The 16,978-nt window shown below is 62.9% G+C and carries 17 protein-coding genes; 9 read left to right on the forward strand and 8 right to left on the reverse strand.

The window, feature by feature from the left end:
• Positions 1–69 precede the first annotated feature (69 nt).
• Genes DAD186_RS09115 through DAD186_RS09135 form a run of 5 tightly spaced genes read left to right on the forward strand, consistent with a single transcriptional unit; the run spans position 70 to position 3,875 of the window.
• Positions 70–762 carry a heme-binding beta-barrel domain-containing protein gene (locus tag DAD186_RS09115; protein WP_065248399.1) on the forward strand — a complete coding sequence of 231 codons (693 nt, stop codon included), beginning with the start codon at positions 70–72 and terminating at the stop codon, positions 760–762.
• Positions 759–1,853, forward strand: coding sequence for a CAF17-like 4Fe-4S cluster assembly/insertion protein YgfZ (gene ygfZ / locus DAD186_RS09120; RefSeq protein ID WP_065248400.1), 1,095 nt, complete (start codon positions 759–761; stop codon positions 1,851–1,853). The genes DAD186_RS09115 and ygfZ overlap by 4 nt, the downstream gene beginning before the upstream one ends.
• Before the next feature lie 17 nt (positions 1,854–1,870).
• The gene (locus tag DAD186_RS09125) at positions 1,871–2,308 is read left to right on the forward strand and encodes a hypothetical protein (protein WP_065248401.1); all 438 of its coding nucleotides are present in this window, start codon (positions 1,871–1,873) and stop codon (positions 2,306–2,308) included.
• On the forward strand, positions 2,305–3,555 hold the full coding sequence (locus DAD186_RS09130; RefSeq protein ID WP_065248402.1) for an FUSC family protein: 1,251 nt from the start codon (positions 2,305–2,307) through the stop codon (positions 3,553–3,555). The genes DAD186_RS09125 and DAD186_RS09130 overlap by 4 nt, the downstream gene beginning before the upstream one ends.
• Entirely contained in the window at positions 3,552–3,875 is a 324-nt protein-coding gene (locus DAD186_RS09135) for a DUF2516 family protein (RefSeq protein ID WP_065248403.1), read from the forward strand. Before DAD186_RS09130 ends, DAD186_RS09135 begins: the two co-directional genes overlap by 4 nt.
• Here DAD186_RS09135 and DAD186_RS09140 read toward each other — a convergent pair.
• Positions 3,872–4,342 (reverse strand): MarR family winged helix-turn-helix transcriptional regulator, encoded by a 471-nt coding sequence (locus DAD186_RS09140; protein ID WP_065248404.1) that lies wholly within the window; start codon positions 4,340–4,342, stop codon positions 3,872–3,874. The genes DAD186_RS09135 and DAD186_RS09140 overlap by 4 nt on opposite strands.
• 101 nt (positions 4,343–4,443) lie before the next feature.
• On the reverse strand, positions 4,444–6,021 hold the full coding sequence (locus tag DAD186_RS09145; RefSeq protein ID WP_065248405.1) for an MATE family efflux transporter: 1,578 nt from the start codon (positions 6,019–6,021) through the stop codon (positions 4,444–4,446).
• Positions 6,022–6,281: 260 nt separating this feature from the next.
• Between DAD186_RS09145 and DAD186_RS09150 the strand changes: the two genes are divergently transcribed.
• The gene (locus DAD186_RS09150; RefSeq protein ID WP_065248406.1) at positions 6,282–6,842 is read left to right on the forward strand and encodes a YagU family protein; all 561 of its coding nucleotides are present in this window, start codon (positions 6,282–6,284) and stop codon (positions 6,840–6,842) included.
• Between the two features lie 63 nt (positions 6,843–6,905).
• The gene (locus DAD186_RS09155) at positions 6,906–7,307 is read left to right on the forward strand and encodes a YccF domain-containing protein (protein ID WP_065248407.1); all 402 of its coding nucleotides are present in this window, start codon (positions 6,906–6,908) and stop codon (positions 7,305–7,307) included.
• A gap of 83 nt (positions 7,308–7,390) precedes the next feature.
• Here the strand turns inward: DAD186_RS09155 and fbaA are convergent, their stop codons facing one another.
• Entirely contained in the window at positions 7,391–8,416 is a 1,026-nt protein-coding gene (gene fbaA / locus DAD186_RS09160; protein ID WP_065248408.1) for a class II fructose-bisphosphate aldolase, read from the reverse strand.
• 179 nt (positions 8,417–8,595) lie between these two features.
• Entirely contained in the window at positions 8,596–10,602 is a 2,007-nt protein-coding gene (locus tag DAD186_RS09165) for a sensor histidine kinase (RefSeq protein WP_082991173.1), read from the reverse strand.
• Positions 10,603–10,720: 118 nt separating this feature from the next.
• Here DAD186_RS09165 and DAD186_RS09170 point away from each other — a divergent pair, with 118 nt between their 5' ends.
• Complete coding sequence (locus tag DAD186_RS09170) at positions 10,721–11,413, forward strand: response regulator (RefSeq protein ID WP_065248410.1); 693 nt, start codon at positions 10,721–10,723, stop codon at positions 11,411–11,413.
• 7 nt (positions 11,414–11,420) lie between these two features.
• Here DAD186_RS09170 and DAD186_RS09175 read toward each other — a convergent pair whose 3' ends face one another.
• From DAD186_RS09175 to DAD186_RS09190, 4 genes are all read right to left on the reverse strand, one after another.
• On the reverse strand, positions 11,421–12,491 hold the full coding sequence (locus DAD186_RS09175) for an NAD(P)-dependent alcohol dehydrogenase (protein ID WP_065248411.1): 1,071 nt from the start codon (positions 12,489–12,491) through the stop codon (positions 11,421–11,423).
• A gap of 106 nt (positions 12,492–12,597) precedes the next feature.
• The gene (locus tag DAD186_RS09180; RefSeq protein WP_065248412.1) at positions 12,598–13,230 is read right to left on the reverse strand and encodes a TrmH family RNA methyltransferase; all 633 of its coding nucleotides are present in this window, start codon (positions 13,228–13,230) and stop codon (positions 12,598–12,600) included.
• The gene (locus DAD186_RS09185; RefSeq protein ID WP_065248413.1) at positions 13,227–13,892 is read right to left on the reverse strand and encodes a DedA family protein; all 666 of its coding nucleotides are present in this window, start codon (positions 13,890–13,892) and stop codon (positions 13,227–13,229) included. The genes DAD186_RS09180 and DAD186_RS09185 overlap by 4 nt, the downstream gene beginning before the upstream one ends.
• A 73-nt stretch (positions 13,893–13,965) precedes the next feature.
• Positions 13,966–15,891: an AMP-dependent synthetase/ligase gene (locus tag DAD186_RS09190; RefSeq protein ID WP_065248414.1), complete on the reverse strand. Its 1,926-nt coding sequence runs from the start codon at positions 15,889–15,891 to the stop codon at positions 13,966–13,968.
• A gap of 145 nt (positions 15,892–16,036) precedes the next feature.
• Here DAD186_RS09190 and ypfJ point away from each other — a divergent pair, with 145 nt between their 5' ends.
• Positions 16,037–16,951, forward strand: coding sequence for a KPN_02809 family neutral zinc metallopeptidase (ypfJ, locus tag DAD186_RS09195; protein WP_065248415.1), 915 nt, complete (start codon positions 16,037–16,039; stop codon positions 16,949–16,951).
• The last annotated feature ends 27 nt before the right edge of the window (positions 16,952–16,978 follow it).

A 16,978-nucleotide genomic window follows, 5' to 3' on the forward strand; every position in this document is an offset into this window, starting at 1 on the left:
GGGGGAATACACGTACCATGCCCCACGTTAAAGAAACGTTCATTCACCACTATTCACAAGGGAGTTTTCGTGCCCATCGTCATCGATGAGAATCTCGACCCGTCGCTCTACCCACTCGCGTGGCTCGTAGGGGCGTGGGAAGGCACGGGTGCCGTGCAGCTCAAGGGCGAAAACGGCGAAGAAGTTGGTCACGCGATCGAGCAGCGCCTCACGGTGACGCCCAATTCGGCCAAGGGGCTTACGTGGGTCATGCGCACGTGGGTGCTCAACTCACCCGCGCCTGAACCGCCTACGTCGGCGTTTTACGAGAAAGGTGAGGAGAAATCCGACGCCTCCCAGCAGAGCACCGACACCACGCTCGTGCGCGAGCTTCTGCTTGAGGAAAAGGGCACGTGGCGCACAACCGGCGTGCTTCCGGGCCAGGATGAAGAGGCCGCGAAGAACGCGAAGCCGGGTAGTCCCGAAAGCTACCTCTCTCACGGCGTGAGCCTCACCATGGAGCGTTCGAGCGCCTTCGGTGAGGCGCCCGCCGAGCACTGGGCAGGCGAAGTGCGCGGTCCACGAATTCAGCTCGCGACCCAGGATCTTGCCGCGTCAAGCGGTGCTGCGGGCAGCGATGACTCGCACGGGGCCCGCATGTTCGGACTCGTGGGTGGACGGCTCATGTGGCTTCAGGAAGTCGGCTCGTCTCTCTCGAATCTGCGCCCCTATCTCTCGGTCGAGCTCAACCGTGCCGCTGACGAGGACGTGAAGGAGGCGTGAGTCCCGCACCACTGATCACCCACCGCGCGATCCACGAGGAATCCGGCCCAGACGCGGCGGCTCCCGCGCACTACGGTGCGCCTCTGCGCGAGCAGCGACGCCTCGTTGCTGGCACGGCGGTCGTCGACCTCGGCCACCTCGAGGTTCTCGAGGTGCGGGGAGAAGACCGCGCAACCTGGCTCACGACCGTCACCTCTCAAGTGTTCACGGATCGCACCGAGGGTGACTCCTTCGAGGCGTGCGTGCTGAGCCCCCAGGGGCGCGTCGAATCCCTCTTTCACGTGGCGACCAGCCCCGAATCCTTCTTCCTCATCACCGACCCCGGCACGCGCGAGCGTCTTCATGACTACCTCGCCCTCATGACGTTCGCGAATCGCATCGAGCTTGTCGAGCGCGACGACCTTCACGTGCTCGGCTCATGCGCCCCGCTCGCTACGGTGTTCGGTGAGGAGTCCCCCACGCCGACTGCCACGTGGGTCCAAGCGTGGCCCGAGGTCGCCCCGGGCGGCGTTGCCTACGGCCCCGACCCCGATTTCCCCGAGCCATGGCACCTCACGCTCGTGAGCGACGCCGAGCTTCGCGCCCCCGGTGCGCCCTGGCGTAAGCCCGAATTTTTTGCGGGCCTCTGGGCGGCAGAGGCCGTGCGTATCGTCAACCACCGGCCGCGCCTCGTGAGAGAAGTCGACGAAAAGACCATCCCCCACGAGCTCGACCTTCTGCGCACCGCCGTTCACACGAATAAGGGCTGCTATCGTGGCCAAGAAACGGTCGCAAAGGTTCTCAATCTCGGCCAGCCGCCTCGGCGCCTCGTGCGCCTCCACCTCGATGGCTCCCAGGACATGCCCGCCCCCGTGGGCGCGGAGGTATTCTTCGGCACAAAGAGAGTGGGAACGCTGACCTCGAGTGCGCTCCATGCCGACGAAGGCCCGGTGGCACTCGCCGTTCTTAAGCGCGCGGTTCCCCACGATGCGGCACTCATCGTCGCCTTTGAGGTCGGCGAGGCGAGTGTGAAACTTGACGCTTCACAGGTCACCATCGTGACCGAGCGCGACCATGGTGAGAGGCCGAAAGCGGCCCAGCTTCGCCGATAGTCAGGAGGAGTCCCCACGTGGACGAGGAGTGGAAGTCCCGCAAAGCGGAGATCTTCGAGGTCCAAGAACGCAATCTGCGCCGGGCTGAACGCGAGGAGCACGAGAAGGCCACCGCGATCATCCTCGACGGGATCAAGCGCTTCCGCGAGGCGGGAATCGAACCGCATCCCTTGCGGGCACTCCCCTACAGGGGTTCGCGCCCCGTGAAAACCACGCATGTCGGTTGGTACCTCAAGTCCGATCGCACGGTCGGCATCGATACCGAGGGCCACTACTACATTCTTTCCGCGCCGGGTGATCTTATGACCAGGATCAAGGGCGCCACGCTCGAGCCGAAGAGCGCACCCCTCATCGTGGGGCGCGGAGGTCGCGATGGCGAATGGTTCGAAATCGACAAGCTCCTTGAGCTGCGCCTCCACGAACCGGTCGCGCCCGCAAGGAGGCCCACGGCGTGAAAAGCCCGAAGCTCAACGACTGGCTACACGCGGGTGCTTCCCGCGCGAGCGATGGCGCCTGGCAAATTCTGCTCGCTGCCTTCACGGCCGCGGCGGCCTACTGGCTCTCCAAGCACCTGTGGGGCCACCCCGCCCCGTTCTACTCGGGTATTACCGCCTTCCTCATCATCGGCCTCACGCTCGAAACGAAGATCCGTAAAAGCATCGACATGAGCACGGGCGTTTTTACGGGAATCATCCTCGGGGAGATTGCGCGTCTCGTGATCGGCTCCGGAACCTGGCAGCTGTTCGTCACGCTTTTCGTTTCGCTCATGCTTGCGCGATTCATCAAAGCGAGCGTCATTTTTTCGATCCAGGTGGGCATCCAGTCCATGATCGTGCTGCTCCTGCCGCAAACTCCCACGATGACGCCCCAGGGCAGGGCCCTCGACGCAATCACGGGCATTTCCCTCGGCCTGCTCGTGCACATCGCTTTTTCCCGGGACCCGCGCCACGAGCAGCGAAAAGCTGCCGACAAGTTCTTCGAGGAACTCAGGAACGCACTCACGAAACTGAGCGAGGCCGCGTTGAAGGGCGATTCGCGACTCGCCACGAAAGCGCTCACGCAGATCCGCAGCACGTCCCAGCGCCACACCGACGCGTGGGCCCTTGCGAACGACACCGCGAACGAACTCACGAGCTACTCCCCCACGCTTCACCGCCACCACGAGCACGTGAACCGGGTCCAGCACCTCCTCGTGGGCAGCGACCGCGCCATGCGCAACGCCCGCGTCATCGCGCGGCGCGAAGTCGAATTCTTGCGCGTCACGCAGCCCCACACCTTCCCGAACCTTGCCGAAGCTCTCACAGCGGCGGTCAACGCGATCGACGAAATTCAGGCCGGGGTCGACACGGAAGCTGACTTCACTCAGGCGAGGCGCAAACTTCGCCTCTTTTGTGCGCACCTCACTCCCGAAACTCTGCTTGCGACGGCGGAGGGAACCGTCGGACGCCTCGGCCATTTCGAAGGCATCTCGCTCGTGATTCAGCTACGCGCCCTCGCGGTTGATCTCCTCGAAGCGACCGGCCTGCCCAGTTCGGACGCCCGCCGTTTCTTGCCCTCCCTCATCGTCGTCGCCGACTCCGACATCGTGGGTCCGCGCCCCATCACGCGCGAGATGAAGGCCGTTGAGCCACCCGCCTCAACGGAAGCACTTGAACTTCTCATCACCGATCGCACCGATCCCGACCGTAAGAGGAAGCCGTGATTACCTACACCATCGCGTACTACCTGTCCCTTGCCCTCGCCGTCATTTTCGTGGCGATCGAGGCATGGGCACTTATCAACGCGCTCCGCTTCCCCGCGAACGCTTACGACGCGGCCTTCAAACGGACAAAGACTTTCTGGACGCTCATGACGGCGGGCGCGCTCGTGATCGGTGTGGTCACGGGCTTTGGCCGAGGGATGGGCCCCTTCACGATCATGCTTCAGGTCATCGGTTTCGTCATGGCGGGAGTGTTCCTCGCCGACGTCCTTCCCGCTTTACGGCAGGTCATGGGCAACGCCCGCGGGCCTCGCTCGCGCTAGTCGGCATCACTTTCTGGGTCGTCACCCATCATCGAGGCACGAACCCGCTCGCCCATGGCGCGCACAACCGCGCGGGCTTCTTCGAGATCATCCGGGGCGAGGGCTCCCGAGTAGTACTCTTCCCAGGCCTGGTGCATGGCTGCGACCGCTCGCTCGCCCTTTTCCGTAATGAAAAGGTGGTTGGAGCGCCGGTCAACCATGTCGGGCACGCGCCCCACGAGCCCATTGACCTCGAGGTCACGAATCGCTGCGCTCGCATTCGAGGGGCGCAGAATGATGTCCTCAGCGACCTTCCCCGGTGTAATGCCCGGGGTGCGCCCGATATGTCGAAGGATCATCGCCTCAACCGTTGAAAGTCCCCGCATGCCCGGAATGTCAACGGTAAGCGCCTGGATGCGGCGGGAAATCAGGAGCATCTCGTCGATAATTTCGACGAGCGGTGTCAGTGTGCGGCGTGTGGCGGACACGGTAACCTTTCTGCTCGGTGGCGGGTCCTCTCCCCGCCCGGGGCACAGCAAGTATGCACCATAAAACCTGGTAAATACTCACTCCCGCGACACCTGGGATTTTACCGCTGTTCACTCTCCGAATCTTCGGATGGATGCTCCCCCGCATCGAAAAGATCGGCTTCGTCGAGCGCGGGAAACTGCCCGGTTTCACCGCGGTCGCGCACGATCGGGATCGCACCGGTGCGCACGTCTTCGAAGCTCTCGCCCTGCAGGATCGTGGGATCAGCAACAACGCCTTTCTCCGCGAGAAGAGGCGCGGAGAGAACCTCGATCTCCTCGGTGCGCGGGCCCTGACGGTAGGTGCGCTCTTCGAGCTTGCGGCTGATCACAATATAGGAGGGGATGAGAAGCGCGATGGATCCGACCCAGGCGAGTGGGGCACCCCATGCAACACCGATGAAGCCGAACGCCGCACCGAGAACGACAGCGGTGAACACGCGCATCACAAGCTCGGCGATACCCGAATAGAAGGGGGGTTTCATGTGCCCGAGTCCCTGAAGAGAACCGCGCACAACGAACAGGATGCCGAGAGTCCAGTAGGCCACCGAGTAGATTTTCAGGGCGTCGTGCGCCATACCTAGCACCACGGGTTGCTCGCTGCCGATAAAGAGTTCCACGAACACGCCGCCGAGCACAAACAGGGCGAGGCCGATCGCGATCGACACGAGGATACTGACGATCAGTGCTTGCCGCACGCCGTGCTTGACGCGTTCTATCTGGCGCGCGCCGTAGTTCTGCGCGACGAATGTCGAGGTCGCAAGACCGAGTGACGCGAGGAAGGTGACGGCGATGCCGTCGACCCTACCGGCAGCCGTAAACGCGGCAACAGCATCGGGGCCGAGGTCATTCAGGCGCACCTGAACGGCGATCGTGCCGATCGCGATCACCGAGGTCTGGAAGCCGAGCGGGAGGCCCAAGTTGAGGTGCTCGCGCAGTTCGGGCATCGTGACTTTCCAGTCGTCGAGGCTCATGTGCAGCACGGGAATGCGCGCGCGCACCCACAGCACGCACAGGAGCACCGACGTGAGCTGCGAGACCGCCGTGGCGAAGGCTGCACCGGCGATACCCCACTCGAGCACGGCAACGAACACGATGACGAGAACAACGTTGAGGAGGCACGCGATCGCGAGAAACACGAGAGGCGTGCGTGAATCGCCCACGGCGCGGATGATGGCCGCGAGGAAGTTGAAGAACACGAGCGTGAACATGAACAGGAAGCTCCAGAACCCGAACGTCACGGCATCGTCCATAAGCTCGGGCGGAGTCTGCATGATCTGGAGCAGCGGGCGAATGAAGATCGTGCCCACGAGAGTCATCACGAGGCTCGAAAGCGCGGAGAGGATGGCGCCGGCCGCAACCGAGCGTCGCAGTCCTTTCACGTCATCCGCACCAAACGCCTGCGCGACGGGAATCGCGAAGCCACTCGTCATGCCCCATGCAAAGCCCGTGATGAGAAACAGGAGGCTCATGCTCGCGCCCACCGAGGCGAGTGCGAGTACGCCGAGGTGGCGCCCCACAACCATGGCATCGACGAACTGGTAGAGCTGCTGCACGACGTTGCCGATCAAAAGCGGCACGGAAAAGAGCACGTTTGCCTTCCACGGCGTTCCCCTCAAGAGGCCCTGCGACTGTGACACGCGTGCTCCGCCTTCCTCGCCCTCCGGATCGTTGAAAACGGATCTAGTCTAGTCGCGCGGGCTCCCGATGCGAGGACAAAGGGCGCTTCCCTCACATTGTGAAACCGCGTCCGCGCCTGATCCTCGGAGGTTCACGGCGTGCGGACTTTCGACCTCCCTACCGGGTGCATGGGTGGCTAGTGTAAAAGGCGCGCGCCCAGGGTGCGCCTTTGAGTCCGACGGTGGCCTGGCAACCGTCGGGCCACATTCGAAAGGCAATCATGGCACTTCCTTCGACCACCGATCCTTCTCGCCGCCGCTACGCGACCGCCCTCCTCGTCGGCCTCATCGGCGGCTTGTTCTCCGCAATCGTGAAGTTTGGCTGGGAGGTGCCGTTCCCACCACGCACACCCGAGCGCAACGCCACCAACCCGCCGCAGCAGCTCCTACAACAACTGGGATTCGGCGAGGACTTCACCCACACGCTCGTTCATTTCAATGGCAACGGCCTGCCAATCATGAGCTTCATCGTCCACTTCAGCTTTGCGATCTTTTTCGCGGTTCTCTACTGCGTTGTTGCTGAGCGTTTCCCCAAGATCACTTTGTGGCAGGGTGCAGCATTCGGCATCGTCATCCACGTCGTTTTCCACGTTCTGCTCATGCCTGCGCTCGGCACGGTGCCCGCGCCGTGGGATCAGCCGTGGCAGGAGCACGTGAGCGAGTTCTTCGGCCACATCATCTGGATGTGGAGTATTGAAATCGTGCGCCGCGACCTTCGCAATCGTTTCACTCACGAGCCGGATCCGTGGGTTGCGCTCGATGCCACGGACGGCGCTCGCTAATGCCGTAGCGCGCTGGCCCGGACGGCCCTCGCACTCTTTCGTTTCGGGGAGTACGTTGGTGGTATGCGCACCATCATCAACGTCATTCTCAATATCATTTGGGTTCTTACCGCCGGGCTTTGGCTGTGGCTCGGGTACATCCTCGCGGGCATCATCGCGTGCATCTTCATCGTCACGATCCCGTTCGGTGTTGCGAGCTTCCGCATCGCGAACTACGTGATCTTCCCGTTCGGTCGCGAAGCCGTGCAGGTGCGGCCCCTTGGCGCGGTGGGAACCCTCGGCAACGTCGTGTGGTTCCTCATCGCGGGCCTGTGGCTTGCGGCAGGCCATGTCGCGACCGCGCTTGCACAGGCCGTGACGATCATCGGCCTTCCGCTCGCGTGGGCAAACCTCAAGCTCATCCCCATCACCTGCTTCCCCTTCGGCAAGGAGATCGTCACGACCGGCGACTCACGCGTGATCTGAGCGCCCGCCTCTACACACTCAGCGACACAAAAGCGCCCCTCCCGCTATCCGGGAAGGGGCGCTTTCGCTACCTCAGACGAGGATCACATCTTGTGGCCAGCCGAGCGGAGGTTCTCGCACGCCTCGACGACGCGCTTTGCCATGCCAGCCTCGGCCTTCTTGCCCCACGAACGCGGGTCGTACATCTTCTTGTTGCCGACCTCGCCATCGATCTTGAGAACGCCTTCGTAGTTCTCGAGCATGTGGCCCGCAACGGGACGCGAGAAGGCGTACTGGGTGTCGGTGTCGACGTTCATCTTGATGACGCCGTTGTCGACGGCTTCCTGGATCTCTTCGAGGGTCGAGCCCGAGCCACCGTGCATCACGAGATCGAACGGCATGTCCTTGCCGTACTTCTCGCCAACAGCCTTCTGGATGTCGAGAAGAATCGACGGGGTGAGGCGAACGTTGCCCGGCTTGTACACGCCGTGCACGTTACCGAAGGTGAGGGCGGTGATGTAGCGGCCGTTTTCGCCGAGGCCGAGGGCTTCGGCGGTCTTGAGGCCGTCTTCGGGGGTCGAGAAGAGCTTCGACTCGTCGACGTCCGCCGAGTAACCGTCTTCCTCGCCGCCGACGACGCCAACCTCGATCTCGAGGACCTTCTTGGCTTCCACGGTCTTCTCGAGGAGGCGCTTCGCGATCTCAAGGTTCTCGTCGACCGGAACGGCCGAGCCGTCCCACATGTGGGAGGTGAACAGCGGGTTCAGGCCCTTGTTGACGCGCTCGTTGAGGTCCCATTCGATGAGGGGCTCAACCCAGGTGGGAAGGTTTTCCTTCGCGCAGTGGTCGGTGTGAACGCCAACCGTGATGTTGTAGTCCTCGGCAACCTCGTGGATGAACTTCGCAAGAGCGATCGAGCCGCGAACGCGGTTCTTCACGGTCGAACCGGAGAGGTACTCGGCGCCGCCGACGGACACCTGAATGATGCCGTCAGACTCAGCTTCGACGAAGCCCTGGAGTGCGGCAATCGCAGTCTGCGAGCTCGACACGTTGATCGCGGGGTAGGCGAACTTGCCTTCCTTCGCGCGGTCGATCATTTCGTTGAACTGTTCCGGGGTTGCAACAGGCATGTGTGCTCCTTCGAGTGGGGATCGCGGGCACCCGTGTACCGCGCAGATCCACGTTGCGTTTGCCCTTTCATTCTTCCACACGTCGCACGGGACGCCCCGAGGATGGGCCCGCTTCCGAGAGAATCATGAGATCCGGGCCACACGAATGCTCGGTGGGGTGCGAGCGGTCCGACGGTTGCTTACTGGTCGGCGTGAGGAATCCGCACGATGAGGCTGTAGGAACCGTCGGCATGCGCCCCCGCATTCACGGTGCCGCCGAGCGCGTTGGCCCTCTCGCGAACACCGCGCAGCCCCATTCCGGAGCCGGGCGCAGGCTCGAAGTCCTCGGGCGGTGCGGTATTGACGACGTCGATGCCGGTGACATGTTCACTCGTCATGAGCGTGATGTGAATGTCGCTTCCGGGTGCGTGCCTGAGCGCGTTGGCGAGCCCTTCCTGGGCGGCGCGGTAGAGGGCGAGTCCGACGGTTGCGGGGACTGCGGGGATCCCCGCCTCTGGCACGGTGAGACTCACGTGGGCGCCGGCATCGCGCGAGCGTTGCACGAGCGCGGGGAGATCCTTGAGCTCGGGCTGCGGGGCCCTCGCGGCATCCTCTTCGCTACCGGTTCCGCGCAGCATCGTGAGGAGGGCACGCATTTCTTGAAGGGCGTTGCGAGAAGTCGCGGCGATCGAGGCAAATTCGGCGCGTGTCGCCTCGTCGAGTTGTGATTCTGCGAGGCGGTAGGGAGCGGTCTGCGCTTGGACGCTGATGACCGACATCGAGTGGGCGACCACGTCGTGCATTTCGCGCGCGATGCGGGCTCTCTCGCTGAGCTCGGCGCTTTCGGCGAAGGCGCGCTCTTGGCGCTCTTCGGCATCGCGGCGTGCCGCCCGCTCACGCGAGACGTCGCGAGCCGAATCGGCGAGCCAGCGAAGCCCGTATCCGAGGGCTCCGCTCACGATCCACATCACGAGCGTGAGGCCAAGGAAGAAGAGGGACCATTGCACAAAGCCCGCGGGATCTGGGGTGGCCACAAATCCCCACACGACCCCCCACGCGAGCCTCACGAATGTTCCTATGACGACGATGACGCTAAACGCCGCGAATGTTGCGGCGCTGCGCCGAATGTTGCGGTGGAGGCTCAGCGTGAAAAGTGCGAGAGCGCCTACCAAGAGGGGAACGTCGGAGCCTGGGACGAGGGCTTGCGTGTAGGACTTCCAGAGTGTGATCACGATCGTGGTCGCGTACGACGCGAAGAAGGGCACGCACACAAACACCGCACCGAGTTTGGGTCTGCGTACGAGCAGAACGAACGCAAGGCCCCAGGCAAGCGCCAGTAGGCCGAAGAAGAGCCCGGTGACGGGAATCGTGAAGAAACCGAGCGCGAGATAGCGCGGCGGGACTTGATTCCACAGAAAGTTGTCACCCGAGATGGTGATGCGAATCGGCGCGATGACCGCGATCACCGCGGTCGCCCATCCCTTGAAGCTGATCGTCGCGAAGGAGTCCCCTTCGAGAATCTCGCGCGCGAGGGTGTTCTCGATACGCGCCGCGAGGTGCAGTGTCAGGGGAAGCAGCGCGAGGACAGCGAGCCCCACGAGGGCGTAGATTGCCGAATCGATAATGCTCAGCGTGCTCGCGTAAGGCTCAAGATCGATTCCGGCGTCGAGCTCACGAACAATGGTGCCGGTGATCCCCGACTCGTACGCCTGGTCGATGAGCGTCACGAACGGGAAGAGAATGCCGCACAAGAGAGCAAAAATCACCTGGCCACCAAGAACAATGGCGCTGCTCACGCGCACGGTGTTCAGAATGAGAGCTTCGCTGAGATAGTCGAGCCACAAACGTAGGTTCCCGAAGAGCCGAAAGTAGTCGGCGAACGAGTGGAACTCGGGAACTTTCGTGCGGAGGTGCAGCAGCTTCTCACCCCGCCACACATTAGAGCGAAGTCGCGTGAGATCCGCAGCGAACCCTCCCGCGAGGAGGATTCCCGGGAGAAACAGCAAACCAATGAGGAAAAAGGCCAAGGCAAAAACGCTCAAAAAACCAAGCGTGAACAGCGCACCACCCAGGAGAAGTCCAAGAACGAGGCTCGGAAACACGTAGAGAAAGTCACGGCCCAGTTGCTTCGCATGCGCTCTGAGCGGCGCTTTCGACCACGGCGCGACCACCTCTGTGCCGCGCTCCTCCGCCACTGTTCTTGTCATGGGTTAACCGTAAAGGTCGAGCGAGGGTCTCCACATCACTCTCGTGTCTCACGCGCACAATACTTCCGGATGAGCCGATATCCGCGTGGGGCAGCTTCCCCTCCCCTACGCTTAAGGCATGAGCGAGAACTCCCCCATCCGCGTCATGATCGCGGACGACCAGCCCATGGTGCGCGCCGGCTTCGAGGCACTCCTCGCGGCCCAAGCAGACATCGACGTCGTCGGGACCGCCGCCGATGGACGCGAGGCCATCGACGTTGCACTCAAGAACCGGCCCGACATCATCCTTATGGATATCCGCATGCCGAACCTCGACGGGCTCGCCGCAATGGAGGAGATTTTCCGCGCGGGCCTCGACCCTGCGCCACGCACCATCATCCTCACGACCTTCGACGCCGACGACTACGTGTTTACTGCCCTCAAGGGCGGCGCGAGCGGCTTCCTCCTGAAAGATGCCGAGGTGGACGAGCTCGTCGACGCCGTGCGAAAAGTCCATCGCGGTGGCGCGCTTCTCGCCCCGTCCATTACGCGAAAAGTGATTGAGGATTTCGGAGCGTTTGCGCGCAGCCAGCGTCGGACCGACCCCGCCCTCACCGAGGCCATCGCCTCCCTCACGGACCGCGAGCGCGAAGTTGCCCGCCTCGTTGCCAAGGGCCTCTCGAACGCCGAAGTGGGCTCCACGATGTTTCTCGCGGAGCCCACCGTGAAAACCCACGTGTCCCACATTCTGCAAAAACTCGGCCTTCGTGACCGCACGCAGATCGTCGTGGCCGCCTATGAATCGGGACTCGTAGAAATCGGGGAAGACTGAGCGGGGCTCAGACCTCTTCGACCTCGGCTTCGTCAAACGTCGAAGTGTCGATCACGAAGCGGAAGTGCACGTCGCCCCTGACGACGCGATCGTAGGCCTCATCAACGTCGTTCACGCCGATGACCTCGATCTTCGCGCCGATGTTGTGCTCTCCACAGAAGTCGAGCATGTCCTGCGTCTCGGGGAGCCCGCCAATGTTCGAGCCTGCGAGAACTTTGCGACCGCCCGTGAGGGCACGGGTCGGGATCGGCATGCCCTCGGGAGGAAGTCCCACGAGCACCATTTTCCCGCCCGGCTTAAGCAAATCCATAAAACCCGGGAGGTCGAACTCTGCGCTGATCGTGTTGAGAATGAAATCGAACTTACCCTTGTGGGTCTCGAAGAAGTTCTCGTCCTCACCGGTCGCGAGGAGTTCCTTCGCGCCAAGCTCAAGCGCGTCCGCTTCCTTCTTACGCGAGCGCGAAATGACGCTCACCTCGGCGCCTTTCGCTGCGGCGATCTGGACGCCCATGTGGCCGAGACCGCCGAGACCTGCGACTGCGACCTTCTGGCCTTCGCCGACCTCCCACGTCGCCAGCGGCGAGTAGGTCGTGATGCCTGCACACAGGAGGGGCGCGGCCACGTCAAAGTCGAGTGAATCGGGGATGCGGCACACGAAACGCTCGCGCACCGTGACCTTTTGCGAGTAGCCGCCCTGAGTGACGGTACCGTCCTCGTCAATCGAGTTGTATGTGCCGATCGCTCCATTGAGGCAGTTGTTTTCAAAGCCCTTCTCGCACTGCTCGCATTCGCCACACGAGCCGACGAGGCAGCCGACGCCCACGCGATCGCCAACCTTGTACTTCTTGACGTCGGGGCCGACGGCTTCCACAACGCCAGCAATCTCGTGGCCAACGGCGAGGGGGAATTTCGCGGGGCCCCACTCGTTTCGGATCGTGTGAATGTCGCTATGGCACACGCCCGCGGCCTTGATGTCGATGAGAACATCGGTGCCCTGCGGCTCGCGGCGTTCGATATTGACCACCTTGAAGGGCTCTTCCGGGCCGGTCTTTTGGAGGGCTTTCACGGTAATGCTCATGGTGTGCTCCTAACCATGGATCGGGTGTTCGGCGGTTCGCGCCGTTGCCCTTTCACCCTACTTCCCAGGTCAGAATCCTTTCTGACCACGAAGACACGCGGTGAAGCTAGCGCGTGAGGTCGCGCGGGACGTCGACGTGCTGCGTCACCCACGTGTGCATCACGATCGCCGCGGCGTGCCCCACGTTGATCGATCGAGTGCTACCGAACTGGGAGATCCCGACCGTGAGCTCGGCGGCCTCAAGCAGCGGCGACGACACTCCCCCGCCCTCTTCGCCGAACACGAGCACGGCGTTTTCTGGAAGGCGGGTGTGTTCGAGGGGCACGGCGCCCGGAACGATATCGACCGCAACGACCGCCCGGCCGTTGGCGTGGGCCCACGAGAGGAACTCCTCGGGGCTCGCGTGATGAAATTCGTGCTGGTAGCGATCCGTGACCATCGCTCCGCGCCGATTCCATCGTTTCTTGCCCACGATATGAAAAGCCGCGACTCCGAACGCGTTCGCCGTGCGCACGATCGACCCGATGTTGAAATCGTGGTCGATGTTCTCGATCGCCACGTGCAAATCGTTGCGGTGATGAGCGTCAAGATCCGCGACGATCGCCTCGCGGCGCCAGTACCGGTAGCGGTCGGGAACGTTCCGACGGTCGCCGGCCTCAAGCAGCGCCGGATCAAAATGAGGCTCCTTCGGCCACGGGCCTTCCCACGGGCCGACGCCAACCTCGCGCTTTTCGGTCATGAGTTCGTGCGTTCGCGCATCTGTTCAGCGTCGTCGGGATCGGGCAGGCCGAGCCGCTTGCGGCGGCGCTCGCGGAGAATGAGCTTCACGAAGAAGTAGAGCACCACGAGAATCACGAGCACGTAGCAGACCTTCGAGAAGATGTCCGTGTAGGGCTCGATCACGTGCCATTGCGTGCCGAGGAAGTAGCCGAACGCGAGGAAGATCGAGTTCCATATCGCGCTTCCCAAGGCCGTCAGCAGTGTGAACATGGGAAGCTTCATCGCAAACATGCCCGCGGGGATCGAAATGAGCGAGCGGATGCCCGGGATGAAGCGCCCGAAGAACACGCCCTGCATGCCGTGCTTATCGACCCAGGCGTTCGTTTTCTCGTAGTCCTCGACGTTGATGAGGGGGAGCTTAATGAAGAGGGTGCGCGTGCGTTCGGGGCCAAGGATGCGACCGAGACCATAGAGGATGTAGGCGCCGAGAGTCGAGCCGATCACCGACCAGAGAAGCAGCACCCAATACGAATGCTCGCCGGTGCCGGCCGTCACTCCCGCGAGCGGGAGGATCACCTCCGAAGGGATCGGCGGGAACACGCATTCGAGCAGCAGCAGAAGCATCACGCCGATGCCCCCCATCGAACTCATGATGCTGATCGCCCATTCAACGACGTTCACGTCAGATCCCTCCTCCTCATGCGCCTAGGCGCGTGCGCGCAACCGTCCCAGTGTACGTGCCCCGGTGCGCCCACTAGTCGTTCGACGAAGCGTCCTTGTGGGCCTTGCCGCTCGTTTTTGCCTTGAGTTCCGACGCTTTCTCCGCGATCTCGCGCTTCACGATCTCGTGGATCGTAGGCTTCGGTGCCTTTTCATACAGCTCCTCGATCGCGGCCTTAGCCTTCTCGAGGAAGACGGTGCGACGCAGCTTAAGCGAAGGCGTCACGAGATTCGGATCGGCAAGGTTCGCCTTCACGAGCGCAAACTTCTTGATGCGTTCCGTGCGCGACACGTCGAGGTTGGCGTTCTCGAGGTAGGGCAGAATTTCCGCGATGAGCTTCGGGTTCTCGATGATTTCGATATCGTCGCCGCCATTGTCGCCGTCTTCCGATTGCTGGATGAGCAGCGCCGTAAGGTACGGGCGATCATCGCCCACGGCGACCGCGTAGGCCACGCTCGGATGCTGCTCGACGGCGCCTTCCCACCCCGCTGGCTCAATGGTCTTTCCGCCAGAGGTCACGATCACGTCCTTGGAACGGCCACTGAGGGTAAGGCGGCCGGAGCTATCGAGGCTTCCAAGATCGCCGGTTCGCAAGAAACCGTCGGAATATGCCGCCGCCGTGTGCTCAGCATTCCTGTACCCAGGCGAAACCCCGGGACCCTTCGCGAGCACTTCCCCTTCTTCGCTAATGCGAATCGTGGTGCCGGGAACGGGAACGCCCACACTCCCCGCGGTGAGGTCTCCCGGGCGGTTCGCGGCGATCGGAGCGGTCGTTTCCGTGAGGCCGTACCCTTCGATGATCGGGATACCGAAGCCGCGAAAAGCGAGCGCGAGCGATGGGTGGAGTTTCGCACCCCCGCACAGAATGTAGTGGATGTTTCCACCGAGCAAGCGGCGAATCGTGCGATAAAAAAGGCGTTCGTAAAGGGCACGCTTCGCGGCGAGGCGCAACGGGAGTTTCGGGCGCTCGCGCTCGTGGAAGCCCTCGCCGATCATGCCGATTCGCACCGCGGTCTCACGCGCGTCCTTCCACAGGCGCCCCACGTGTTTCTTATCGGCTTGCGCGGCCACGGCGTTGAGGATTTTCTCAAGCACACGCGGCACGACCATGACGAACGTCGGGCGGATCTCCGTGAACGTGGGAATGATGCGCGAGGTATCCGAAAGGTGAGCAACGCGCATGCCAAGCGCCAGGCAAATGAGCTGAACGCCGCGCGCAAGCACGTGCGAAAGCGGAAGGAAGAGGATCGTGGAACCGCGCTCGTTGAGCACGTCCCCGTGCGACACGCCAATGTTCTGGAGCTGAGCCACGAAGTTGCCGTGCGTGAGCTGCACACCCTTCGGGTCGCTCGTGGTCCCCGAGGTATAGACGATCGTCGCGATGTCCTCGAGCATGCGGGACGTGCGGGCGCTTTCGAGATCGGCGTCGCTCACGGGCGATTCCGGTTCGCGCTTCACGAGGTCGCTTATGCATTCGTAGTCCGGGGTGCGCTCCATGGTCCATACACGATCCGCGCCGCCGAGGGCACCCGCGAGTGCCTCGGCCTGTTGTGCGGTGCCGGCAACGGCGCGTGTGATCCCCGCGTCTTCAACGATCGCCTTGACCTGGGATGGGGCGCTCGTGTCGTAGATCGGCACGACGATGGCACCGGACCAGAGTGCAGCGATATCGGCAAGCACCCATTCGTAGCGCGTGGGGCCCATGATCGAGATTGCGTCACCCGGCTTGAGACCCGCGGCGATGAAGTGCCGCGCAAGCGCACGTGCGGAAGTGAAAAACTCCTTGGTGGTGACGTCGCTCCACGTGGTCGCTCCAGCGGCGTCTGTACCAGTTGGAACCTGGAACGCGATATGGCCCGGCGCCTCGCTCTCACGGTTCACAAAGAGGTCGGTGAGGCGCTCGACGCCGTTCGGCTCAACGAGAAGTGGGCTTGTGTATTCGCGCAAGGAAGTAGGCATGAAAACGGTGCTTTCGCGTCGGATACGGAACCGTAGGCTACGGAACCGTAACTAGTCTAAAGGGTCGAGAGCACGCCAAACATTCCTCACGCCCGTAGACCGCAATTCCAGGGGAAACTCCGGGGCGAAACGGTACATTGGCGACATGACCTTCAACCCCAATTCCGAGATTCGCTCCGATAACACCCGCCGCCGTTCGGGTGGCGGTGGCATGCGCCGCGGAGGGGCGATCGCCCTCGGTGGCGGCGGCCTCGGCACGCTCGTTCTCGTCATCGTGATGCTCTTCCTTGACGTCGACCCGTCAATGCTTCTTGGTGGCGGCCAGGCCCCCGCTCCAAGCTCTCAGCAGCAGCCCCAGCAGGGAGCTGTTCTCGAGGAATGCCAGACCGGTGCCGATGCGAACGAGAACGACGACTGTCTCGTGCAAGCAACCGTTGAATCCGCCGACTCACTGTGGGCCGGCCAGGCCGAGGAGGCCGGGTTCCAGTTCCAAGAGCCACAAGCGGTGGTGTTCACCGACTCGGTCAACACGGGCTGCGGCCCCGCGACCTCCGCGACGGGCCCGTTCTACTGCCCCGCCGATTCCACGATCTACGTGGACACCTCGTTCTATGAGCAGCTCAGTTCACGTTTCGGGGCGAGCAGCGGCCAACTCGCGAAGGCCTACGTCGTGGCACATGAGTACGGGCACCACATCCAGAAGCTTGACGGCACGATGCAGCGCATCGATCGCTCGGGAACAGGCCCCGACTCGGATCAGGTGCGTCTCGAGCTTCAGGCCGACTGCTACGCGGGCATGTGGGCGCACCATGCGGCAACCACGGTTGATGACGAAGGCACGACGATGCTCGAGCCCCTTACCGACAAGGACGTTGACGACGCCCTCAGTGCCGTAAGCGCCGTGGGCGACGACCACATCCAGGGCGAGGTCACGGGCGGCCAGGTCATGCCCGACACGTGGACACACGGTTCCTCCGAGCAGCGCCGGAACTGGTTCGTGAAGGGCTACAACGAGGGAACCTCCAAGGCCTGCGACACGTTCGCCGTGAACCAGCCGTAGAGCCGAGGCACAACTCCTCCCATCGCT

The organism is Dermabacter vaginalis, from assembly GCF_001678905.1.
Classification (GTDB): Bacteria; Actinomycetota; Actinomycetes; order Actinomycetales; family Dermabacteraceae; genus Dermabacter; species Dermabacter vaginalis.

Coding starts and splice junctions, on each gene's coding strand:
- fbaA (WP_065248408.1), bottom strand. CDS start 8,416: ATGCCTGTTGCAACCCCGGAACAGTTCAACGAAATGATCGACCGCGCG.
- DAD186_RS09165 (WP_082991173.1), bottom strand. CDS start 10,602: ATGACAAGAACAGTGGCGGAGGAGCGCGGCACAGAGGTGGTCGCGCCG.
- ypfJ (WP_065248415.1), top strand. CDS start 16,037: ATGACCTTCAACCCCAATTCCGAGATTCGCTCCGATAACACCCGCCGC.
- DAD186_RS09180 (WP_065248412.1), bottom strand. CDS start 13,230: ATGACCGAAAAGCGCGAGGTTGGCGTCGGCCCGTGGGAAGGCCCGTGG.
- DAD186_RS09175 (WP_065248411.1), bottom strand. CDS start 12,491: ATGAGCATTACCGTGAAAGCCCTCCAAAAGACCGGCCCGGAAGAGCCC.
- DAD186_RS09150 (WP_065248406.1), top strand. CDS start 6,282: ATGGCACTTCCTTCGACCACCGATCCTTCTCGCCGCCGCTACGCGACC.
- DAD186_RS09170 (WP_065248410.1), top strand. CDS start 10,721: ATGAGCGAGAACTCCCCCATCCGCGTCATGATCGCGGACGACCAGCCC.
- DAD186_RS09190 (WP_065248414.1), bottom strand. CDS start 15,891: ATGCCTACTTCCTTGCGCGAATACACAAGCCCACTTCTCGTTGAGCCG.
- DAD186_RS09155 (WP_065248407.1), top strand. CDS start 6,906: ATGCGCACCATCATCAACGTCATTCTCAATATCATTTGGGTTCTTACC.